Here is a 21,051-nt window from a genome sequence, read left to right on the forward strand (position 1 = left end):
GCCCCACCCGCCGATCGGGGCGTCGAGGGCACGCGAGGGCGGCCCGGGAGGAGACACCAGCCATGCGGCAGCAGCGGATCAGGCCCACCGGGGTCGAGCACACCTTCGCCGAGGACCGGATCATCGTGTCGAAGACCGACACCCGGGGTCTGATGACCTACGTCAACCAGCTCTTCGTCGAGATGAGCGGCTACGAGGAGGCCGACCTCGTCGGTCGCCCGCACAACCTCATCCGCCACCCCGACATGCCGCGCGCGGTCTTCCGGCTGCTGTGGGAGCGGGTCGGTGCGGGGGAGGAGATCTTCGCCTACGTCGTCAACCTGCGCGCCGACGGCGGGCACTACTGGGTGCTCGCCCACGTCACCCCCACCCTCGGGCCTGACGGCACCGTGGTCGGCTACCACTCCAACCGCCGCACCGCCTCACGGGCCGCGCTCGACCAGGTCCGCCCCCTCTACGCCGCGCTCGTCGCCGAGGAGGCCCGCCACGCCAGCACCCCGGAGGCGCTGGCCGCGTCCTCGGCCCTGCTGGACGACCTGCTCGCCCGCCGCGGCACCACCTACGACGAGCTGGTCTGGTCGCTCGACGCCGCTGCGGCCCCGACCGAGGGGGCGGCGGCATGACGCTCCTCGACGACGGTCCTGTCGGGGCCGCGCACCCCGCCGACCCGGCCGAGCCCGCCGACCGGGCCGACCCCGCCGACCCGGCAGCCGCCCTGGCCGCCGAGGCGGCGGCGTACCGCTCGGCGCTGCTGGCCCTCACCGCCGTGTGCCGGGCCGCGGCCCGCGGCGACCTGGAGCCCCGGGTCGGCGTGCTCGGCGACGCCCCCGAGCTGCGCGAGGCCCGCTCCGCTCTCAACGACCTGCTCGATCTCACCGACGCCTTCGTGCGCGAGGCCTCGGCGTCGCTGGAGTTCGCCAGCGACGGCCGCTTCTACCGCACGTTCCTGGTGCGGGGGATGGTCGGCTCGTTCCGCGCCGGCGCCGGCACCATCAACGCCGCCACCGCCTCCATGGCCGCCTCCCACGACGAGCTCGCGGCGCAGGACGCACGCCGTCTCGAGCTCGCCGACGCCTTCGAGCGGGCCGTGCTCGGCCTCTCCGACCAGGTCGCCGCCGCGTCGACCGAGATGGAGTCGACCTCGCGCAGCCTGGCCGCGACGGCCGAGGGCACCGCCATCCGCGCGGAGGTCGTCGGCGAGCAGGCCGTCACCGCCTCCGACGCCGTCACCATGGCCGCGGCCGCCGTCGAGGAGCTCGCGAGCACCGTCGGGGCCATCGAGGCCCAGACCAGCAGCGCCGACGAGGTCGGCGTCGCGGCCTCGGCGGAGGCCGCCGCCGCCCAGCAGACGGTGGCCGGTCTCGTGAAGGCCTCCCAGGAGATCGGCGACGTGGTGCGCGTGATCAGCGAGGTCGCCGCCCAGACCCGCCTGCTCGCCCTCAACGCCACCATCGAGGCGGCGCGGGCCGGCGAGTCGGGCAAGGGCTTCGCCGTCGTCGCCTCCGAGGTCAAGAACCTCGCCGCCCAGACCTCCGAGGCGACCGTGCGCATCGAGGACCAGGTCGGGGAGATCCGCGCGGCCGCCACCGAGGCCGTCACCGCCATCGAGACGATCTCCGGGGGCGTGCGCGGGATGGGGGAGAGCCTGTCGGTCATCGCCGGCTCCGTGGGCGAGCAGCGGCTGGCCGCTCAGGAGCTGAGCAAGACCACCTCGCAGGCCGCCTCGGCGGTGACCTCGGTGACCGGCGAGGTCGCCACCATCACCGACGACACCCGCACCACGAGCACCGGAGCGGTCGAGATGACCAGCGCCTGCCTGGAGCTCTCACGCCTCGCCACCGACCTGCGCACCCACGTCGCCGACTTCCTGGAGCAGATCCGGTGACGCCGGGGGGACGACGCGGACGGGCGTCGCGATGACGGCGGGCCCCGGCGGGCCGGGTCTCGGCCGCCGCTCCCGTCGATGCGGTCGCGGAGCCCGGGAGGAGGCACCCTCTCCCTCGTGAGCACGCCGTCATCCCGCCGCCGCGGCGCGGCCTTCGTCCTCCCGCTGGCAGCACTCGTCTGGGCCGCGCAGGTGGGTCACCACGGATCGACCACCGGCGCGGACCTGCTCGTCGTGGCCGCCGTCAGCGGCGCGACGGGTGCCGCCTGGCAGCTGCTGCACCGCCGCGACCCGGTCGACCGTCTGACGCACTTCGCGGCGGCCTTCACGGTCGTCGCCGTCTTCTTCCTCGGGGTGGTGGCGCGGGACAGCCCGGTGTCGGCCCCCCTCGGCGGAGGGGTCGGACTCGGCGGGGTCCTCACCGGGCTGGTGACCACCGAGCAGTGGCAGCGCGGACGCGACCGACGTCGCGCCCGACGTACGACGCCGCAGGGCCCCCGCCAGCCGCACGGCACCGCGGTCGACTGAGCCCGCAAGACGAGTCCGGTCACGCCGTGGCGTGACACCGGTGCCACAGCATGGTCACCGTCGTCCGCGCGGCGGGCCACCGAAGGGCGGGTCCCGCGCCGCCGGCGGTGCACCGGGGTGCACCCGGCATCCCGGGAAATGACAGAAGGCCCCGTGGAGCCGGGGCCTTCTGAGTGTCCGAGGGGGGACTTGAACCCCCACGCCCTAATACGGGCACTAGCACCTCAAGCTAGCGCGTCTGCCAATTCCGCCACCCGGACGAGTGCGGTGGAACAGTAACAAAGCGTCGGCCGAAGTCCCGCATCGGGCCCCACCCCCACGAGGGGTCGGCCTCCGGGGCCCTCGGTGACATGCTGGGCGCCATGGGCAACCCCTCCTCCGAGCACCCCAACACGCACCCCGACACGCACCCCGGGACCGAGCACGACCCGGCCGGCGAGGTCGTCGAGATCTGTCGCGACCTGATCCGGATGGACACCTCCAACTACGGCGACGCCGAGGGTCCTGGCGAGCGCGAGGCGGCCGAGCACGTCGCAGCGCTGCTCGACGAGGTCGGCATCTCCTCCCGGCTCTACGAGTCCGAGCCGGGCCGCACCAGCGTGGTGGCCCACTGGGGCGGCGACGGCTCGCGCGACGACGCACTGCTGCTGCACGGCCACCTCGACGTCGTCCCCGCCGCGGCCGAGGACTGGCAGGTCGACCCCTTCTCCGGGGAGGTCCAGGACGGCTACGTGTGGGGCCGCGGCGCGGTCGACATGAAGGACTTCGACGCCATGCTGCTCAGCGTGGTCAGGGCCCGTGCCCGCGCCGGTCGGGTGCCGTCGCGCCCCGTCGTGCTGTGCTTCACCGCCGACGAGGAGGCCGGGGGCCACAAGGGCGCGGAGGTGCTCGTGCGCGACCACCGCGAGGAGTTCGACGGCGTCACCGAGGCCGTGGGCGAGGTCGGCGGCTTCAGCACCACGGTGCGGGGCCGGCGGATGTACCTCATCGAGGCCGCCGAGAAGGGCATGGCCTGGATGCGGCTCACCGCCCGCGGCCGGGCCGGGCACGGCTCGATGCTCAACACCGACAACGCCGTCACCCGGCTCAGCGGCGCCGTGGCCCGCATCGGCGCCCACGAGTGGCCGGTGCGGCTCACGCCGACCATGCAGGTGCTCCTCGCCGCCGTCGGCGACCTCGCCGGGGTCGAGGCCACCCCCGAGAACGCGCCGCGTCTGATCGAGGAGTTCGGCGGTGCCGCACGGATGCTCGGCGCGGTCATCAGCAACACCACCAACCCCACCATGCTGGGGGCGGGCTACAAGGTGAACGTCATCCCGACCGAGGCCACCGCCCACGTCGACGGCCGCTTCCTGCCCGGCTTCGAGGACGAGTTCTTCGCCACGCTGGCCGAGCTGACCGGCGAGGGCGTCGAGATCGAGTTCCTGTCGCACCAGCAGCCGTGGGAGACCCCCTACGACGGCGACCTGGTCGACGCCATGACGCGCTCCCTGCTCGCCGAGGACCCCGACGCCGTGGTGGCGCCGTACCTGATGAGCGGCGGCACCGACGCCAAGCACTTCCGGCGCCTGGGCATGCGCTCCTACGGGTTCGCGCCGTTGCGGCTGCCCGACGACCTCGACTTCACCGCGCTCTTCCACGGCGTCGACGAGCGGGTGCCGGTCGACGCGCTGGAGTTCGGGGCGCGGGTCTTCGACCGCTTCCTCGACGACGTCTAGGCCGCCGGACCGGCCAGGAGGGGCTCAGGCGGTGCGGACGGCCTTGATGATCTTGCGCCGCAGGATGACCCGGCGGGTGCCGTCGGAGCCGATCCGCACCCGGTCGAGCTCCCAGCCGCCGTGCTCGGCCCGCTCGACGAGCAGCTTGGTGACGACGTTGCGCGAGAAGTGACGGTCGAAGGTCACCTTGTCGAACTCCCACTCGACGGGCGACCACGAGGTGCGTCGGTGCAGGGGCGCGCGGCTCACGGGGCCTCCTGGTGAGGTGGCGGGCGGTCTGGAGTCAGTCGGCGGAGACGTCGTCGAGAGCATCGGCGATCTCGGACGGGAGCGCGAGACCCTCGACGTCGAGGGCGACCCGCAGCTGTGCCGCCGTACGTGCTCCCACGATAGGCGAGGTGACCCCGGGCCGGTCACGGACCCACACCAGGGCCACCTGCAGCGGCGACCAGCCGAGACCGTCGGCGGCGCGGCACACGGCGCCGACGATGCCGGCGGCCCGCTCGTCGAGGTAGGGGTCCATGTAGGGGGCGTACTCGTCGACCGCGGCGCGCGAGTCGGCCGGGATGCCCGTGCGGTACTTGCCGGTCAGCACGCCGCGCGCCAGGGGCGACCACGGCAGCACACCGAGGCCGAGCGCCTGTGCGGCCGGGAGGACCTCGTCCTCGATCCCGCGGTGGAGCAGGGAGTACTCCACCTGGGTCGAGGCCAGCGGCACCCGCCCGGGCACGGCGCGCTGCCACGTGGCGGCCTGCGCGGTCTGCCAGCCGGTGTAGTTGCTCACGCCGACGTAGGACGCGCGTCCGGAGGTCACGGCCAGGTCGAGGGCGTGCAGCGTCTCCTCCAGCGGCGTCCCGTCGTGCCAGGTGTGCACCTGCCACAGGTCGACGTGGTCGACGCCCAGGCGCTCCAGCGAGGCGTCGAGCCCGGCCAGCAGCGCGCCGCGCGAGGTGCTGACCCGCACGCCGCCGCGGTGCGCCTCGAGGCCGCCCTTGGTGGCCAGCACCACCTCGTCGCGCCGCACCACGTCGCCCAGCAGCGAGCCGAGCAGCCGCTCCGAGCGGCCCTCGGTGTAGACCGGCGCGGTGTCGACGAGGGTGCCGCCGGCCTCGACGAAGGCGACCAGCTGGTCGCGGGCCTCGTGCTCGTCGGTGTCGCGGCCCCAGGTCATCGTGCCGAGGCCGAGGCGGGAGACCTGCAGGCCGGTCAGACCCAGGGAGCGCTGCTGCATGGCGACAACCTAGCCAGTGGCCGACGCCACGCACGGCGCGCCACGACGGTGGTGGTCGAGAACACCGGCGTCCGACGGGCCTAGAGTCCTCCTCCGTGCAGGAACTCCTCCAGGCCATCGTCCTCGGCGTCATCCAGGGACTCACCGAGTTCCTGCCGATCTCCAGCAGCGCCCACCTGCGGATCTTCCCCGAGCTCTTCGGCTGGGGCGACCCGGGCGCGGCGTTCACGGCCGTCATCCAGGTCGGCACGGAGCTCGCGGTGCTCATCTACTTCCGCAAGGACATCTGGCGCATCGCCACCACGTGGCTGCGCTCCCTGGTGCGTCCTGAGTACCGCGGCCACCTCGACGCCCGCATGGGGTGGTTCATCATCGTCGGCTCGCTCCCGATCGTGCTGCTCGGCGTCGCGCTCAAGGACGTCATCGAGCGCGACTTCCGCAGCCTGTGGATCATCGGCACGACGCTGGTGGTGCTCGGCCTCGTGCTGGGCCTGGCCGACAAGCTCGGCCGCACCGACAAGCGGATCGAGCAGATCACCCTGCGCGACGCCGTGCTCATGGGGCTGGCGCAGGCCGCCGCCCTCGTGCCCGGCGTCTCCCGCTCGGGGGCCACGCTCTCGATGGGCCGCCTGCTCGGCTACGACCGCGAGGCCGCCACCCGCTACGCCTTCCTGCTGGCCATCCCCGCGGTCGTCGGCGCCGGGGTCTTCCAGCTCCGCGAGATCCCGGGCGGCGACAACCCCTACGGCTGGACCCCGACCATCGTGGCCACCGTCGTCTCGTTCCTCGTCGGGTACGCCGCGATCGCGTGGCTGCTGCGCTACGTCTCGACCCGGTCCTACACGCCGTTCGTCGTCTACCGCGTGGTGCTGGGCACGGCCGTCCTGGTGCTGGTCGGCACCGGCGTCCTGGCCGCCTGACCCGGCCGCCCGTCGGCGGGGGCCCGCGTCACAGCCAGCCGGAGCGCTTGAAGAACATCCACAGCAGCCCCGAGGTCAGCGCCATCAGGCCGAGCGCCATCGGGTAGCCCAGGGCCCAGTGCAGCTCGGGCATGTGGTCGAAGTTCATGCCGTAGACCCCGGCGATCAGCGTGGGCGCCGCGACCAGCCCGACGCCGGCGGAGATCTTGCGCATGTCGTCGTTCTGCTGCACCGAGATCTGGGCGGTGTGGGCGTCGAAGGCCGTCGACAGCAGCGCGTCGAGGGTGTCCACCGACTCCGCGGCCCGCACCAGGTGGTCGGAGACGTCGCGGAAGAAGGGGGCGGCGTCGTCGTCGATGCCGTCGACGTCGCCGTAGGCGAAGCGCCGCATCGGCTCGCGCAGCGGCATCACGGCACGCCGCACCTCGGCGATCTCGCGCTTCAGCGTGTAGATCCGGGCGGCGTCGCGGGTGCGCACGTCGGAGAAGACCGACGCCTCGACCTCGTCGACGTCCTCCTGCAGCGAGTCGACGACCGCGATGTAGGCGTCCACGACCCGGTCGGTCACCGCGTAGACCACCGCGGACGGGCCGTGGGTCAGCACGGACTCCTTCGACTCCAGGTAGCGCCGCGCCGACTGCAGCTCCGAGCCCTGCCCGTGGCGCACCGTGACGATGAAGTCGGCGCCGATGAACAGGCTGATCTCGCCGGTCTCGACGGCGTCGTCCTCGTCGACGTACCAGAGCGTCTTGAGCACCAGGAAGAGGCTGTCGCCGTAGACCTCGAGCTTGGGCCGCTGGTGGGCCTTGACCGCGTCCTCGACGGCCAGCGGGTGCAGCCCGAAGGCGAGCGCCACGTCCTCCAGCTCGTGCTCGGCGGGCTGGTGGAGCCCGACCCACACGAAGTCGCCCGGTTGCCGCACCGCGGCACGCATCGCGTGCAGCTCCTGGGGGCCGCAGTCCACCGGCACGCGCGAGCCGTCACGGTAGAGCGCACTGTCCACGATCACCGGCACACGGTAGGCCACGGCGGCCGGGCCGTGGGAGCGGCTGTCTAGGCTCGGCGCCATGGCAACCGTGATCCTCGTCCGCCACGGCCGCACGACGGCCAACGCCTCCGGCGTGCTCGCCGGGCGCACCCCCGGCGTCAAGCTCGACGACACCGGCCGCGCGCAGGCCGAGCGGGCCGGGGAGCGCCTCGCCCCGGTGCGCCTCGCGGCCCTCGTCACCAGCCCGCTCGAGCGCTGTCGCCAGACGGCCAAGGCGCTCCTGGCCGCCCAGGCCGGCGAGGTGCCGACGCTGACCGAGAAGGGCATCAGCGAGTGCGACTACGGCGAGTGGCAGGGCCGCGCGCTCAAGGACCTCGCCAAGGAGAAGCTGTGGAAGGTCGTGCAGTCGCAGCCCTCGGCGGCCGCCTTCCCGGGCGGTGAGTCGATGGCGACCATGCAGGCCCGCTCCGTGGCCGCCGTGCGGCGCCACGACGCGGCGATCGAGGCCGAGCACGGCCCCGGCGCCGTCTGGGTGGCGGTGAGCCACGGCGACATCATCAAGTCGGTCCTGGCCGACGCCCTGGGCATGCACCTCGACCTCTTCCAGCGCATCAACGTCGACCCCGCGTCGATCTCGATCGTGCGCTACACCGACAGCCGGCCCTACGTGCTCGCCACCAACACCCACGCCGGCGACCTGGGCTGGCTGGTGCCGCCGAAGAAGGCCCGCGGATCCCGGCGTACGTCGGACGCCGCGGTGGGTGGGGGAGCGGGTCCCGGCGACGTTGCCGGGCAGCCCTAGGGTGGAGCCCATGCCTGTCGTCCACGGATTCGACCCGCCCGAGCGGTTCGTCACGGGCACCGTCGGTCCGCCCGGTGCCCGCACGTTCTTCCTCCAGGCCCGCAGCGGCGCCCGCGTCGTCAGCGTGGCGCTCGAGAAGCAGCAGGTCGCGGCGCTCGCCGAGCGCATCGACGAGCTGCTCGACGACGTCATGTCGAGCGACCTCAGCGACGCCCTGGTGCCCGCGGTGGCACCGATCGGCACCGAGGACACCGCGCCGCTGGAGCAGCCGATCGACGAGGAGTTCCGCGCGGGCACGATGACGCTGTCGTGGGACCCCGACGACGAGCGCGTCGTGATCGAGGTCTTCCCCTTTACCGAGGCGGCCGTCGTGAGCCCCGACCAGGTCGACGAGGACTTCGAGGAGCCCGAGCCCGACGAGGTGCTGCTGGTGCGCCTGCCCGCCGGGCAGGCCCGCGCCTTCGTCAAGCGCAGCGAGCAGGTGCTCGAGGCCGGTCGTCCGAGCTGCCCCTTCTGCGGCAACCCGATGGACCCCGAGGGCCACCTGTGCGTGCGCGCCAACGGGTTCAAGCGGCGCGAGCCCTGACCCGGGGCGTCTGACCACCGTGGAGACCTCCGACCCGCTCGACGTGCTCGAGTCGGCCGAGCTCGTGCTCGAGGGCCGGATCATGCCGGCGTCCAACGCGACCTTCCTCGGCACCGTCGGCAGCACCCGCGTGGTCTACAAGCCGATCGCGGGGGAGAAGCCGCTCTGGGACTTCCCCGGGGCCACGCTGGCCCACCGCGAGGTGGCGGCGTACCTGGTCTCCGAGGCCACCGGCTGGGGCGTCGTGCCCCGCACCTGGCTGCGCGGGGGCCCGCACGGCCCGGGCATGGTGCAGCAGTGGCAGGAGCCCGACGCCGAGCAGGAGGCCGTGACGCTGGTGCCCGAGGGCGAGGTGCCGCCGGGTTACCTCCACGTCTTCGACGGCCTCGACGCCCGCGACCGGCCGATCGCGCTGGTCCACGAGGACACCCCGGCCCTGCGACGCATGGCGGTCTTCGACGTGGTCGTCAACAACGCCGACCGCAAGGGCGGCCACGTGCTGGAGATGGCCGACGGCCACCGCTTCGGCGTCGACCACGGCATCGCCTTCCACCACGAGCACAAGCTGCGCACCGTGCTCTGGGGCTGGGTCGGCGAGCCGCTCACCGACGAGGAGCGCGGCGCGGTCACGGCGGTGCGCGAGGGCTTGGCCGGCGCGCTCGGCGCGTCGCTGGCGCCCCTGCTCACCGACCTCGAGATCGACTGCATCGCGCGCCGCTGCGACCGGCTGCTGCACCGCGGGTCCCTGCCGGCGCCGCGCGGCGAGCACCCGGCGATCCCCTGGCCGCCGTTCTGAGGCTCGTGCCGTCCCGGGGCGCGCGCCCACCGCGCACGACGTCGTGCCGAACGGCACCGTCCACCAGCGCCGTCGACCCGACTGGCTAGAGTGCGCGGCATGCGTGCCTGGCCTGCCCCGGAGATCCCGACCCTCCCCGTGAAGGGCCCTGCGGTCGCCCTTCACGACACCCCGCGCGGCGAGCTGGTCACCACCACGCCGACCGGCGCGGCCCGTCTCTACGTCTGCGGCATCACGCCCTACGACGCCACGCACATGGGTCACGCCGCCACCTACGTCGCCTACGACCTGCTCAACCGGGCCTGGCGCAGCGCCGGCCACGACGTCACCTACGTGCAGAACGTCACCGACGTCGACGACCCGCTCCTGGAGCGCGCCACCAAGGTGCACGTCGAATGGACCGCGCTGGCCGAGCGCGAGACCGAGCTCTTCCGCCAGGACATGACCGCCCTGCGCGTCCTGCCCCCGGCCGAGTACGTCGGCGCCGTCGAGTCGATCCCCCTCGTGGTGGCCCTCGTCGAGCGGCTCCAGGCCGCCGGTGCGGTCTACCGGGTCGAGGACGACCTCTACTTCTCGGTCACCGCCGACCCGGCCTTCGGCGAGGAGTCGGGCCTGGACCGCGAGGCCATGCTGCGGATCTTCCCCGAGCGCGGCGGCGACCCCGAGCGCCCCGGCAAGCGCGACCCCCTCGACTGCGTCGTGTGGCGCGGGGAGCGCGAGGGCGAGCCGTCGTGGCCCAGCCCCTTCGGCCCCGGCCGCCCGGGCTGGCACGTCGAGTGCACCGCGATCGCCATGGAGCACCTCGGGGGGGCCTTCGACGTGCAGGCCGGCGGCAGCGACCTGGTCTTCCCGCACCACGAGATGTGCGCCGGTCACGCCCAGGTCGCCGAGCCGGGCACGCCCTTCGCGCAGGTCTACTCCCACGCCGGGATGGTGGCCTACGACGGCGAGAAGATGTCGAAGTCGCGCGGCAACCTGGTGTTCGTCTCCGCGCTGCGCAACAGCGACGTCGACCCGATGGCGATCCGCGCGACCCTGCTGCGCCACCACTACCGCAGCGACTGGGAGTGGACCGACGCCGAGCTCTTCGACAACGTCGACCGCCTCGCCGAGTGGCGCAAGGCGATCGCCCTCGGGGCCGGCGCACCGGCCGAGCCGGTCGTCACCGAGGTGCTCGCGGCGCTGGCCGACGACCTCGACGCCCCGCGGGCGCTCGCCGCCGTCGACGCGTGGGTCGACGCCACCCTCGGCACCCACGGCCTGGCCGACACCTCCGACCCCGACGCGGCGCGCAGCGTCCACGTGCTGCTCGACGCTGCGCTCGGCCTGGCCCTCTGAGCCGGCCCCGGCCGGCGGGCGGCGCCGGTCAGTCGCCGTCGGTGCGGCGCTTGAGGTAGCGCTCGAACTCCCGCGCGATCGCCTCGCCCGAGGCCTCGGGCAGGTCGGTGGTGTCGCGGGTCTCCTCCAGGGAGCGCACGTAGTCGGCGACGTCCTCGTCGTCCTCGGCCAGCTCGTCGACCCCGCGCTCCCAGGCGCGGGCGTCCTCGGGCAGCTCGCCGAGGGGGATCGAGACCTCGAGCAGGTCCTCCAGCTGGCCGATGAGCGCCAGGGTCGCCTTGGGGCAGGGCGGCTGCGCGACGTAGTGGGGCACGGCCGCCCAGTAGGAGACCGCCGGCATGTCCACCCGCACGCAGGCGTCCTGGAAGACGCCCACGATGCCGGTGGGGCCCTCGTAGGTGGACTGCTCGAGCTTGAGACGGTCGACCAGCTCGGGCTCGGTCGCGGTGCCGGTCACGGGGATCGGGCGGGTGTGGGGGGTGTCGGCGAGCAGGGCGCCGAGGGTCACCACCAGGTTGCCGCCCAGCTCGTCGCAGGCCGCCAGCAGCTCGGCGCAGAACTGGCGCCAGCGCATGTTGGGCTCGATGCCGCGGATGAGGATGACGTCGCGGTCGAGGTCGGGCGGGGAGGCCACGGCGATCTGGGTGGTGGGCCAGGTCAGGCGACGGTGGCCGTGCTCGTCGACACCGACCAGCGGTCGGTTGACCTGGAAGTCGTAGAAGTCCTCGGGGTCGACCGCGCCGACGATGCGGGCGCCCCACACCCGGATCAGGTGGTCCACGACCGAGGAGGCGGCGTCGGCGGCGTCGTTCCAGCCCTCGAAGGCAGCGATGACGATGGGGTCCACCAGCTCGGAGCCGTCCTGGATCTCGATCATCGAGCCAGCCTAGGAGACGGGTGAGGATTTCGTCCGGTCCGCGGACCGGTGTCACGATCTGGGAATCCTGTCCGGCCCTCGGACCCTGTTCCTACGCTGGCCAGACCGCCCGCGCACGCCCGGCCACCGTCGTCCGGGTCGAGCGCGGCGCCCCCCGAGAGGAGCTGCGTTGCCCGAGCCCGAGGACACCTCCGTCGACTGGCGTCCCGACGCCACCGAGGCGCTCACCCGCGCCCTGCAGGAGCGGATCCTGGTGCTCGACGGCGCGATGGGCACCGCGATCCAGCGCGACCGGCCCGACGAGGCCGGCTACCGCGGCGAGCGCTTCGCCGACTGGCCCAGCGACCTGGTCGGCAACAACGACCTGCTCACCCTGACCCAGCCCGACATCATCGCGGGCATCCACCGGGAGTACCTCGAGGCCGGCGCCGACCTGCTCGAGACCAACACCTTCAACGCCAACGCCGTCTCGCTCTCGGACTACGGCATGGCCGACCTGGCCCGCGAGCTCAACCTGGAGGCCGCGCGGCTGGCCCGCCGCGTCGCCGACGAGGTGGCCACCCCGGAGCGGCCGCGCTACGTCGCGGGTGCGCTCGGTCCCACCACCCGCACCGCCTCCATCTCCCCGGACGTCAACGACCCGGGCGCGCGCAACGTCTCCTACGACCAGCTCGTCGAGGCCTACCTCGAGGCCGCGCGCGGCCTCGTCGACGGCGGGGCCGACCTGCTGATGGTCGAGACCATCTTCGACACCCTCAACGCCAAGGCGGCGATCTTCGCCCTCGAGACGCTCTTCGAGCAGACCGGGCGCCGCTGGCCGGTCATCATCTCCGGCACGATCACCGACGCCTCGGGGCGCACGCTGTCGGGCCAGGTCACCGAGGCCTTCTGGGACTCCGTGCGCCACGCCCGACCGATCGCGGTCGGCCTCAACTGCGCCCTCGGGGCCAGCGAGATGCGCCCCTACGTCGCGGAGATCTCGCGCATCGCCGACACCTTCGTGTCCTGCTACCCCAACGCCGGGCTGCCCAACGCCTTCGGCGAGTACGACGAGACCCCGGAGCAGACGGCCGCGGTCGTGGGGGAGTTCGCGGAGGCCGGCTTCGTCAACATCGTCGGCGGCTGCTGCGGCACGACCCCGGCCCACATCGCGGCCATCGCCGGCGCCGTCGAGGGACGCACCCGCCGCGAGGTGCCGTCGGTGGGCCCCGCGCTGCGCCTCTCGGGCCTCGAGCCCTTCACGGTCGACTCCTCCAGCCTCTTCGTCAACATCGGCGAGCGCACCAACATCACCGGCTCGGCCCGCTTCCGCAACCTCATCAAGGCCGGCGACTACGACGCGGCCCTGTCGGTGGCCGCGCAGCAGGTCGAGAACGGCGCGCAGGTCATCGACGTCAACATGGACGAGGGCATGATCGACGGCGTCGCGGCCATGGACCGCTTCACCAAGCTCATCGCCAGCGAGCCCGACATCAGCCGGGTGCCGGTGATGGTGGACTCCTCGAAGTTCGAGGTGATCGAGGCCGGCCTGAAGAACGTCCAGGGCAAGGCCATCGTCAACTCGATCTCGATGAAGGAGGGCGAGGACGCCTTCCGCGCCCAGGCCCGCCTGTGCCGCAAGTACGGCGCCGCCGCGGTGGTCATGGCCTTCGACGAGGACGGCCAGGCCGACAACCTGGAGCGCCGCAAGGCCATCTGCGAGCGCGCCTACCGGATCCTGGTCGACGAGGTCGACTTCCCGCCCGAGGACATCATCTTCGATCCCAACGTCTTCGCGGTGGCCACCGGCATCGAGGAGCACGCGTCCTACGGGCTGGACTTCATCGAGGCCACCCGCTGGATCAAGCAGAACCTCCCCGGCGCGAAGGTCTCGGGCGGCATCTCCAACGTCAGCTTCTCCTTCCGCGGCAACAACCCGGTGCGCGAGGCGATCCACGCCGTCTTCCTCTTCCACGCCATCGAGGCCGGCCTCGACATGGGCATCGTCAACGCCGGGGCCCTGGTGGTCTACGACGAGGTCGAGCCCGAGCTGCGCGAGCGCATCGAGGACGTCGTGCTCGACCGGCGCCCCGACGCCGCCGAGCGCCTGCTGGAGATCGCCGAGGAGCACAACCGCGCCGGTGAGGCCGTCGAGGCCGTCACCGAGGCCTGGCGCGAGCTCCCGGTGGGGGAGCGCATCACGCACGCCCTCGTCAAGGGGCTCGACGCCCACGTGGAGTCCGACACCGAGGAGCTGCGCCGGGAGATCGCGGCGCGCGGCGGTCGACCGATCGAGGTCATCGAGGGCCCGCTGATGTCGGGCATGGACGTCGTCGGCGACCTCTTCGGCGCGGGCAAGATGTTCCTGCCGCAGGTGGTGAAGTCGGCGCGCGTGATGAAGAAGGCCGTGGCCTACCTCATCCCGTTCATCGAGCAGGAGAAGCTCGACAACCCGGCGCTGGCCACCGCCAAGGAGACCAACGGCACGATCGTCATGGCCACGGTCAAGGGCGACGTGCACGACATCGGCAAGAACATCGTCGGTGTGGTGCTGCAGTGCAACAACTACGAGGTCATCGACCTCGGCGTCATGGTGCCGGCGCAGAAGATCCTCGACACCGCCCAGGAGGTCGGCGCCGACATCATCGGGCTGTCGGGCCTCATCACGCCCTCGCTGGACGAGATGGTCAACCTCGCCACCGAGATGCAGCGCCAGGGCCTGACCATCCCGCTGCTCATCGGCGGGGCCACCACCTCGCGCGCCCACACCGCGGTCAAGGTCGACCCCCGCTACGACGGACCGGTCGTCTGGGTCAAGGACGCCTCGCGCTCGGTGCCCACCGCGGCGGCGCTGCTGCACGAGACGCGCCGCGAGGCCCTGCTGGCCGACGTCAAGGCCGACTACGACTCCCTGCGCACCCGTCACGCCGGCAAGAGCGAGCGTCGCCTGCTGCCCTACGACCGGGCCCGCGCCGACGCCACCCCCGTGGACTGGAGCGGCTACGACGCCCCGGCACCGCGCCGGCCCGGCGTGCACGTCCTCGAGGACTACGACATCGCCGAGCTGCGCGAGTACATCGACTGGCAGCCCTTCTTCAACGCCTGGGAGATGAAGGGGCGCTTCCCCGACATCCTCAACAACCCCGCCTCGGGGGAGACCGCGCGCAAGCTCTACGACGACGCCCAGGAGATGCTCGACCGCATCGTGGCCGAGAAGTGGCTCACCGCGCGCGGGGTCTACGGGCTGCTGCCGGCCAACGGCGACGGTGACGACACCGTCGTGTGGGCCGACGAGGAGCGCACCGAGGTGCGCACGGTGCTCCACCACCTGCGCCAGCAGGGCGAGCACCGCGAGGGCGTGCCCCACCGCTCGCTGGCCGACTACGTCGCTCCGCGCGACACGGGCATCGCCGACCACGTCGGCGGCTTCGCGGTCACCGCCGGGATCGGCCTGCCCGAGCGCGTCGAGGCCTACAAGGCCGAGCACGACGACTACAGCGCGATCCTGCTGGAGTCGCTGGCCGACCGCCTCGCCGAGGCCTTCGCCGAGCGTCTGCACCAGCGGGTGCGCACGGAGTTCTGGGGCCACGTGCCCGAGGAGCAGCTGAGCAACGAGGACCTCATCGCCGAGAAGTACTCCGGCATCCGCCCCGCGCCGGGCTACCCCGCCTGCCCCGACCACACCGAGAAGCTGACCCTGTGGGACCTCCTCGACGTCGAGAAGACCACCGGGATCACCCTCACCGAGTCGATGGCCATGTGGCCCGGTGCGTCGGTGTCGGGCTGGTACTTCAGCCACCCGCAGTCGCAGTACTTCGTGGTGGGTCGCCTCGGTCGCGACCAGGTCGAGGACTACGCCGCGCGCAAGGGCTGGTCGCTCGCGGAGGCGGAGCGGTGGCTCTCGCCGAGCCTGGGCTACGACCCCGATGACTGAGGCCGACCTCGTGCGCTCCGCCGGACGCAGCCCCGGCGGAGCGCTGCCCGCCGCGGTCCTGTGGGACATGGACGGCACGCTCGTCGACACCGAGCCCTACTGGATCGCGACGGAGCACGCGCTGGCCGCCGAGCACGGTGCGACGTGGACCCACGAGGACGCGATGCGGCTGGTCGGCAACGACCTGCTCGACTCGGCGGTCTACATCCGCGAGCGCATGGGCCTCGACCTCACCCCCCGCGCCATCGTCGAGCGCCTGCTCGACGGTGTCGTCGAGCAGGTGCGCGTCGACGTGCCGTGGCGGCCGGGCGCCCGCGAGCTCCTCTCCGCGACCCGCGCGGCGGGGCTCCCGACGGCGCTGGTGACGATGTCGTGGACCCGCTTCGTCGAGCCGGTCGTCGATGCGCTCCCGGAGGCCAGCTTCGACGTCGTCGTGACCGGCGACCAGGTCGAGCGGGGCAAGCCCCACCCCGACCCCTACCTGCTCGCGGCCGAGCGGCTGGGGCTCGATCCTGCGCACTGCCTGGCCGTGGAGGACTCCGCCACCGGCGCCGCCTCGGCCGCCGCGGCCGGGTGCTCGGTGCTCGTGGTGCCGCACCACGTGGCGGTGCCGCCCGGGCCGCGCCGGGTCTTCCGCGACAGCCTGCACGGGCTCGGCGTCGACGTTCTCGCCGCCACCCACGCCGCAGCCGGGGCGGGGCGGCGTGCCCGCTGAGGCCGCCGGGACCGACCGGCGCTCACGCGGGTCGACCCGTCCGGGTCGTACCGGGGTCCTAGTACCAGAGGACAGTGGCGCAGACCCCCTCGCGTCGGTCAGATTTACCTCACCTCGGGGACGCCACTCGACTCCGCGGAAGCGGAGGAGAGCAGCGGTGCCGGCCCGGATCAGTCTCGTCGTCACGTCCTTATGCATGGTGGGCGCAGCGGCCCTCGCCACCGCACCTGGTGCGGCGGCGGGTGACGGCGAGACTGATCGGGGAGGCTGCCGCGGTGACAGCACGTCGAGCTACAAGCTCCGTGTCAGCGCCGACGGCAACGGACGCCTCACCGTCGTCGGCAGCGTCTTCTCCGAGGACGACGACGTCTGGGAGTGGCGCATGCGTCACAACGACGACTTCTCGGCCAAGGGCGAGGTGCGCGCCAAGGACGCCGACCGGTCCTTCCGCATCTCGCGGTCGATGATCGACCTCGGGGGTGCCGACGACATCGAGTTCCGGGCTGAGAACACGGCGAACGGCGTGATCTGCAAGGGTGAGGTCATCTTCTGACCGAGCCCGCTGTCACGATCTGAGGACCATGAGGCTGCTGCGCCACCCCGTCGTCGGGTTCCTCCTCGTCAGCGGCGCCCTCCTGGTCGTCATCGCGGTCGTCGCGGGACGCCTCGCGGACCGCGCCGCCGAGGAAGGCGCGTTGGCCGAGCGCCGGGCGACCAACCGCCTCGTCACGGCCGCCCTGGTGGAGCCCTACCTCAAGGAGCGTCTGTTCCCCGGCAGCAGCAAGTCGCTCCCCGGCACCCTCGACCGCTTCGACCGGGAGATGCGGCAGCTGGTGACCAACAGCCCGGCGCGGATCGAGGCGCTGACGGTGCGCGCCGCCGACGGCACGGTCGTCTACGCCCCCGACCTCAGCCTGATCGGACAGGTGTACCCCCTCACCGCCGCCGAGGAGGCGGCGCTGCTCGACGGAGGCACGGGATCGGCGCCGGCGGGGGACCGGGCACCCCTGGTGCCCGCCGGGCCCGACGGCTCCCCGGACGACCTGGTCCAGGTCTTCACCGGGAGCCAGACGCCGCAGGGACGGCAGGTGCTCGTCGAGGCCTTCTACGACGTGCAGGACATCGAGTCGCGGCGCGAGGAGATCTACAACGCCTACCGCTGGATCACCGTGGGCCCCTTCCTCCTGCTCACGGTGATCGTCACCTGTCTGCTGACCCTCCTCACCCGGCAGCTCCGCACGGCGTCCCGTGACCGGGAGCGGCTGCTGCGCTCGGCGATCAGCGCCTCCGACGCGGAGCGCCGCCGCATCGCGCGCGATCTGCACGACGGCGTGGTGCAGGACCTCGCCGGCACGGCCTTCTCCCTGTCGGCGCTGAGCCGCGACCCGGCGACACCCACCCGGGCCCGCGACCTCCTGGAGGACACCGGTGTGGCCCTGCGCGACAGCCTCAAGGCGCTGCGCTCGCTGCTGGCGGAGATCCACCCGCCCGACCTGCACGCGCGCGGGCTGGCCGCCGCGCTGTCCGACCTCGTGGCGCCCGCCGAGGCCGCGGGCATCGAGGCCACCGTGGCCGTGCACGACGACGTGGCCCACGCGCCCGACGCGGAGGTGGCGCTGGTCTGGCGCGTGGCGCAGGAGGCCGTGCGCAACGCCATCCGGCACTCCGCCGCCGGGAGGCTCTCGGTGGAGGTCGGCGCCGCGCCCTCCGGACTCGTGCTCGAGGTGGCCGACGACGGCGTCGGGTTCGACCCCGAGGCGGTCCGCGACCGCAGCAGCTACGGCCTGCGCGGCCTGCAGAGCCTCGTCGAGGACACCGGCGGCTCTCTGGTGGTCGACAGCGCGCCCGGCGAGGGCACCCGCGTCCTGCTGAGGGTCGAGCGGTGAGCGACCCCGTGCCCGCGGCGCCCGTCGTGCGGGTCGTGCTCGTCGACGACCACGCCGTGGTGCGGCACGGTCTCTCGCAGCTGCTCTCCGCCAGCGCCGGGGTCGAGGTGGTCGGGTCGGCCGCCGACGGCGCCGAGGCCGTCGACCTCGCACGACGGCTGCGACCCGACGTCGTGGTGATGGACCTGCAGATGCCGGGGGTCGACGGCGTGCAGGCGACCCGCGCGGTCGTCGCCGAGGGGCTGGCCGAGGTGCTGGTGCTGACGTCGTTCTCCGACTCCGAGCGCATCGTCGCGGCCCTCGACGCGGGAGCGGTCGGCTACCTGCTCAAGGACGCCGACCCCGACGTGCTCGTGGCCGGGGTCCACGCGGTCAGCCGCGGGGAGTCCCCCCTCGACCCCCGCGCCGCGCGGCAGCTCCTCGGCTCCCGGCAGCCGTCCGGGGGGCGCCTGCCCGGGACGGGCGGTCCCGGCGTGCCACCGCCCGGGGGCCGCGCGAGCACCCCGGCGGGGCTGACCCGCCGCGAGCTGGAGGTGCTGGGACTCGTCCGCGCCGGTCTGGCCAACAAGCAGATCGCCCGCCGCCTGGGCATCACCGACCGCACGGTCAAGGCCCACCTGACGCGGGTCTACGCCGCGATCGGCGTCGTCGACCGCACGCAGGCCGCGCTGTGGGCCGAGCGTCAGGGCGTGGAGGTGCCGGGGGCGTCCTCGGACACCTGAGCCGACACGGCGTCGGAGGGCCCCACGACCGGCAGCGGCGGGGGAGTGCCCCCGAAGGCCGGGCAGAGGGCCTGGTGGGCGCACCACGAGCACAGCCGTCCGGGGCTGGGCAGCCACTCCCCGCTCTCGCGGGCGCTGCGGATCGCGGCCCAGATGGCCTCCACCTTGCGCTCGGTGGCGACCAGGTCGGCCTCGTCGGGCTCGTAGCGGACGATCTCGCCGTTGCCCAGGTAGACCAGCTGCAGGACCTTCGGCACCACCCCGCGCGTGCGCCACAGCACCAGGGCGTAGAACCGCATCTGGAAGAGCGCACGGGCCTCGAAGCCCTCGCCCGGGGAGCGTCCGGTCTTGTAGTCGACCACGCGCAGCGCGCCGTCGGGCGCCACGTCGAGCCGGTCCACGAAGCCCCGCAGCAGCAGCCGCGACTCCAGGACGGTCTCGACGTAGACCTCGCGCTCCGCCGGCTCGAGCCGCGTGGGGTCCTCGAGGGTGAACCACCGGTCCAGCACCACGCGGCACGACGCCAGCCAGGCCGCGGCCTGCGGCCCCTCGCGGTCCTCGAAGAGTTCGGCGAGGCCCGGCTCGGCCTCGACCAGCGCCTCCCACGTCGGGTCGACCATCGTGCTCGCGCGCTCGGGGGTGCGCTCGGCGGCCGGCAGGTCGAAGAGGTCCTCCAGCACCTTGTGCACGAGCGTGCCGCGCACGGCGTCGACGCTGGGCGGCTCGGGCAGGCGGTCGATCGTGCGGAAGCGGTAGAGCAGGGGGCACGTGGTGAAGTCGCCGGCCCGGCTGGGCGAGAGGGCACCCACGACCTCGACGCCGTCGACCGGTGTCGAGAGCCGCTCGGCGGGGGAGTCGGCGACGGTCGGGACGGTGGGACTGGCCATGCCGGGCAGCCTAGGGCCGACCGCCGACGTCCCCGCGCCCGTGAGCGGGCCACCGCGGGTCCGATAGCCTCGCAGCGTGTCCCCGACCGGCCCGCAGGGCGACCCGCCGACCCCCGAGCGAGGCCGCGCGCGCCCCGCGGGCACGTTCAAGGTCGGCACCATCGCCGGCAGCGACGTCCTCGTCTCCTCCTCGTGGTTCCTGGTCGCGGCGCTGATCTCGGTCATCCTCGCCCCGCAGGTGGAGGCGGCCCGGGGAGGGCTGGGAGCGCTGAAGTACGTCGTGGGCGTCGTCCTCGCCGTGGTGCTCTACGGCTCGGTGCTGCTGCACGAGGCCTCCCACGCCGTCGTCGCCCGCCGCTACGGCTTCCGGGTCACCGCGATCACGCTGCACTTCCTCGGCGGCGCCACCACGATCGACGCCGAGTCGCGCACCCCGCGCCAGGAGTTCTGGATCGCCGTCGTCGGCCCGCTCACCTCCCTGGCCGTCGGCGCGGTGGCGGGTGGGCTGTGGTGGGTCACCCCCGACGGCCTGCTGCGCCTGGGGATCGGCATCCTGGCCGCCTCCAACCTGCTGGTCGGCGTGCTCAACCTCGTGCCCGGCCTCCCGCTCGACGGGGGGCGGGTGCTCAAGGCGGCGGTGTGGGGCGCCACCGGCGACCAGCACCGCGGCAGCATCGTCGCCGGCTGGGGCGGCCGGGTGACCGCGGTGGCCGTGCTGTTCTGGCCGGCCGCGCAGCAGGCGCTCACCGGTGTGGCCCCCGACCTGCTCGACTACGTGCTGGCCTTCGTGGTCGCCACCTTCCTGTGGGCCGGGTCGAGCGCGGCCATGACGCACGCCCGGCTGCGCCGACGCCTGCCGGCGCTCGTCGCGCGCGACCTGGCCCGGCGCACCCTGGCGGTGCCGAGCGACCTGCCCCTCGCCGAGGCGGTCCGCCGCGCCCAGGAGGCCGCGGCCGGGAGCATCGTCACCGTCGCCCCCGACGGTCGCCCGGTGGGCGTCGTCAACGAGGCCGCCCTCCTCGCCACGCCGGAGGAGCGTCGCCCCTGGGTGGCCACCTCCACCGTCAGCCGGGCCCTGGCGCCCGGGCTGACCCTCCCGGTCGGTCTGAGCGGGGAGGGGCTGCTGCGCGCGATGGGCAGCGAGCCGGCCAGCGAGTACGTCCTGGTCTCCGACGACGGCTCGGTCTTCGGGGTGCTCTCCTCCGCCGACCTCGAGGCGGCCTTCCGCGCCACTGCGGGCTGAGCGCGTCCGATGGCCT

General features: G+C 73.5%; 20 protein-coding genes and 1 tRNA gene. 15 read left to right on the forward strand and 6 right to left on the reverse strand.

Annotated elements, in window-relative coordinates; all coding sequences use genetic code 11:
• Window positions 1-62 precede the first annotated feature (62 nt).
• The 3 genes from ASF47_RS13360 to ASF47_RS13370 all read left to right on the forward strand — a co-directional run bounded on the left by ASF47_RS13360 (window position 63) and on the right by ASF47_RS13370 (window position 2,413).
• On the forward strand, window positions 63-623 hold the full coding sequence (locus tag ASF47_RS13360; RefSeq protein WP_056864402.1) for a PAS domain-containing protein: 561 nt from the start codon (window positions 63-65) through the stop codon (window positions 621-623).
• Window positions 620-1,885, forward strand: a complete 1,266-nt coding sequence (locus ASF47_RS13365) for a methyl-accepting chemotaxis protein (protein WP_056864403.1) — start codon at window positions 620-622, stop codon at window positions 1,883-1,885. The genes ASF47_RS13360 and ASF47_RS13365 overlap by 4 nt, the downstream gene beginning before the upstream one ends.
• A 117-nt stretch (window positions 1,886-2,002) precedes the next feature.
• A complete protein-coding gene (locus ASF47_RS13370; protein WP_056864404.1) occupies window positions 2,003-2,413 on the forward strand; it encodes a hypothetical protein in 411 nt (136 codons plus the stop codon).
• A 174-nt stretch (window positions 2,414-2,587) separates the two neighbouring features.
• On the opposite strand, the gene ASF47_RS13375 is transcribed toward ASF47_RS13370, so the two are convergent.
• Window positions 2,588-2,673, reverse strand: a tRNA-Leu gene (locus ASF47_RS13375).
• A 102-nt stretch (window positions 2,674-2,775) separates the two neighbouring features.
• Here ASF47_RS13375 and ASF47_RS13380 point away from each other — a divergent pair.
• On the forward strand, window positions 2,776-4,131 hold the full coding sequence (locus ASF47_RS13380; RefSeq protein WP_056864675.1) for a M20/M25/M40 family metallo-hydrolase: 1,356 nt from the start codon (window positions 2,776-2,778) through the stop codon (window positions 4,129-4,131).
• A gap of 24 nt (window positions 4,132-4,155) precedes the next feature.
• Here ASF47_RS13380 and ASF47_RS13385 read toward each other — a convergent pair whose 3' ends face one another.
• Window positions 4,156-4,380: a DUF5703 family protein gene (locus ASF47_RS13385; RefSeq protein ID WP_193661619.1), complete on the reverse strand. Its 225-nt coding sequence runs from the start codon at window positions 4,378-4,380 to the stop codon at window positions 4,156-4,158.
• Window positions 4,381-4,414: 34 nt separating this feature from the next.
• Window positions 4,415-5,362, reverse strand: coding sequence for an aldo/keto reductase (locus tag ASF47_RS13390; RefSeq protein WP_056864405.1), 948 nt, complete (start codon window positions 5,360-5,362; stop codon window positions 4,415-4,417).
• A 95-nt stretch (window positions 5,363-5,457) separates the two neighbouring features.
• Between ASF47_RS13390 and ASF47_RS13395 the strand changes: the two genes are divergently transcribed.
• The gene (locus ASF47_RS13395; RefSeq protein ID WP_056864406.1) at window positions 5,458-6,282 is read left to right on the forward strand and encodes an undecaprenyl-diphosphate phosphatase; all 825 of its coding nucleotides are present in this window, start codon (window positions 5,458-5,460) and stop codon (window positions 6,280-6,282) included.
• A 28-nt stretch (window positions 6,283-6,310) separates the two neighbouring features.
• On the opposite strand, the gene corA is transcribed toward ASF47_RS13395, so the two are convergent.
• On the reverse strand, window positions 6,311-7,351 hold the full coding sequence (gene corA / locus ASF47_RS13400; protein ID WP_162242278.1) for a magnesium/cobalt transporter CorA: 1,041 nt from the start codon (window positions 7,349-7,351) through the stop codon (window positions 6,311-6,313).
• Between corA and ASF47_RS13405 the strand changes: the two genes are divergently transcribed.
• The 4 genes from ASF47_RS13405 to mshC all read left to right on the forward strand — a co-directional run bounded on the left by ASF47_RS13405 (window position 7,350) and on the right by mshC (window position 10,792).
• Window positions 7,350-8,072 (forward strand): histidine phosphatase family protein, encoded by a 723-nt coding sequence (locus ASF47_RS13405; RefSeq protein WP_056864407.1) that lies wholly within the window; start codon window positions 7,350-7,352, stop codon window positions 8,070-8,072. The two genes, corA and ASF47_RS13405, sit on opposite strands and share 2 nt — an antisense overlap.
• A gap of 10 nt (window positions 8,073-8,082) precedes the next feature.
• Window positions 8,083-8,658, forward strand: coding sequence for a DUF3090 domain-containing protein (locus ASF47_RS13410; RefSeq protein WP_056864678.1), 576 nt, complete (start codon window positions 8,083-8,085; stop codon window positions 8,656-8,658).
• A 19-nt stretch (window positions 8,659-8,677) separates the two neighbouring features.
• Window positions 8,678-9,454: an SCO1664 family protein gene (locus ASF47_RS13415; protein WP_156697887.1), complete on the forward strand. Its 777-nt coding sequence runs from the start codon at window positions 8,678-8,680 to the stop codon at window positions 9,452-9,454.
• A 99-nt stretch (window positions 9,455-9,553) separates the two neighbouring features.
• Window positions 9,554-10,792: a cysteine--1-D-myo-inosityl 2-amino-2-deoxy-alpha-D-glucopyranoside ligase gene (gene mshC, locus ASF47_RS13420; protein WP_056864680.1), complete on the forward strand. Its 1,239-nt coding sequence runs from the start codon at window positions 9,554-9,556 to the stop codon at window positions 10,790-10,792.
• A gap of 28 nt (window positions 10,793-10,820) precedes the next feature.
• On the opposite strand, the gene ASF47_RS13425 is transcribed toward mshC, so the two are convergent.
• Window positions 10,821-11,669 (reverse strand): PAC2 family protein, encoded by an 849-nt coding sequence (locus ASF47_RS13425; protein WP_056864408.1) that lies wholly within the window; start codon window positions 11,667-11,669, stop codon window positions 10,821-10,823.
• Between the two features lie 169 nt (window positions 11,670-11,838).
• Here ASF47_RS13425 and metH point away from each other — a divergent pair, with 169 nt between their 5' ends.
• From metH to ASF47_RS13450, 5 genes are all read left to right on the forward strand, one after another.
• Window positions 11,839-15,582: a methionine synthase gene (metH, locus tag ASF47_RS13430; protein ID WP_056864409.1), complete on the forward strand. Its 3,744-nt coding sequence runs from the start codon at window positions 11,839-11,841 to the stop codon at window positions 15,580-15,582.
• A complete protein-coding gene (locus ASF47_RS13435) occupies window positions 15,575-16,297 on the forward strand; it encodes an HAD family hydrolase (RefSeq protein WP_056864410.1) in 723 nt (240 codons plus the stop codon). The genes metH and ASF47_RS13435 overlap by 8 nt, the downstream gene beginning before the upstream one ends.
• A gap of 157 nt (window positions 16,298-16,454) precedes the next feature.
• Complete coding sequence (locus ASF47_RS13440; RefSeq protein WP_156697888.1) at window positions 16,455-16,850, forward strand: hypothetical protein; 396 nt, start codon at window positions 16,455-16,457, stop codon at window positions 16,848-16,850.
• Window positions 16,851-16,878: 28 nt separating this feature from the next.
• Window positions 16,879-18,183 carry a sensor histidine kinase gene (locus ASF47_RS13445; RefSeq protein ID WP_056864412.1) on the forward strand — a complete coding sequence of 435 codons (1,305 nt, stop codon included), beginning with the start codon at window positions 16,879-16,881 and terminating at the stop codon, window positions 18,181-18,183.
• Window positions 18,180-18,905, forward strand: coding sequence for a response regulator (locus tag ASF47_RS13450; protein WP_235557593.1), 726 nt, complete (start codon window positions 18,180-18,182; stop codon window positions 18,903-18,905). Before ASF47_RS13445 ends, ASF47_RS13450 begins: the two co-directional genes overlap by 4 nt.
• On the opposite strand, the gene ASF47_RS13455 is transcribed toward ASF47_RS13450, so the two are convergent.
• A complete protein-coding gene (locus tag ASF47_RS13455; protein WP_056864413.1) occupies window positions 18,866-19,792 on the reverse strand; it encodes a RecB family exonuclease in 927 nt (308 codons plus the stop codon). The two genes, ASF47_RS13450 and ASF47_RS13455, sit on opposite strands and share 40 nt — an antisense overlap.
• Before the next feature lie 76 nt (window positions 19,793-19,868).
• Here ASF47_RS13455 and ASF47_RS13460 point away from each other — a divergent pair, with 76 nt between their 5' ends.
• Window positions 19,869-21,035 (forward strand): site-2 protease family protein, encoded by a 1,167-nt coding sequence (locus tag ASF47_RS13460; protein ID WP_056864414.1) that lies wholly within the window; start codon window positions 19,869-19,871, stop codon window positions 21,033-21,035.
• The last annotated feature ends 16 nt before the right edge of the window (window positions 21,036-21,051 follow it).

The sequence above is a fragment of the Nocardioides sp. Leaf285 genome (genome assembly GCF_001422955.1).
In the GTDB taxonomy this organism is placed as follows: Bacteria; Actinomycetota; Actinomycetes; order Propionibacteriales; family Nocardioidaceae; genus Nocardioides; species Nocardioides kribbensis.

Bases quoted from the DNA above. Each gene is read 5' to 3' on its own strand.
- ASF47_RS13365 (WP_056864403.1), top strand. From the start codon at position 620: ATGACGCTCCTCGACGACGGTCCTGTCGGGGCCGCGCACCCCGCCGAC.
- ASF47_RS13360 (WP_056864402.1), top strand. From the start codon at position 63: ATGCGGCAGCAGCGGATCAGGCCCACCGGGGTCGAGCACACCTTCGCC.
- ASF47_RS13435 (WP_056864410.1), top strand. From the start codon at position 15,575: ATGACTGAGGCCGACCTCGTGCGCTCCGCCGGACGCAGCCCCGGCGGA.
- corA (WP_162242278.1), bottom strand. From the start codon at position 7,351: ATGGCGCCGAGCCTAGACAGCCGCTCCCACGGCCCGGCCGCCGTGGCC.
- ASF47_RS13410 (WP_056864678.1), top strand. From the start codon at position 8,083: ATGCCTGTCGTCCACGGATTCGACCCGCCCGAGCGGTTCGTCACGGGC.
- ASF47_RS13380 (WP_056864675.1), top strand. From the start codon at position 2,776: ATGGGCAACCCCTCCTCCGAGCACCCCAACACGCACCCCGACACGCAC.
- ASF47_RS13455 (WP_056864413.1), bottom strand. From the start codon at position 19,792: ATGGCCAGTCCCACCGTCCCGACCGTCGCCGACTCCCCCGCCGAGCGG.
- ASF47_RS13445 (WP_056864412.1), top strand. From the start codon at position 16,879: ATGAGGCTGCTGCGCCACCCCGTCGTCGGGTTCCTCCTCGTCAGCGGC.
- ASF47_RS13405 (WP_056864407.1), top strand. From the start codon at position 7,350: ATGGCAACCGTGATCCTCGTCCGCCACGGCCGCACGACGGCCAACGCC.
- mshC (WP_056864680.1), top strand. From the start codon at position 9,554: ATGCGTGCCTGGCCTGCCCCGGAGATCCCGACCCTCCCCGTGAAGGGC.
- ASF47_RS13390 (WP_056864405.1), bottom strand. From the start codon at position 5,362: ATGCAGCAGCGCTCCCTGGGTCTGACCGGCCTGCAGGTCTCCCGCCTC.
- ASF47_RS13425 (WP_056864408.1), bottom strand. From the start codon at position 11,669: ATGATCGAGATCCAGGACGGCTCCGAGCTGGTGGACCCCATCGTCATC.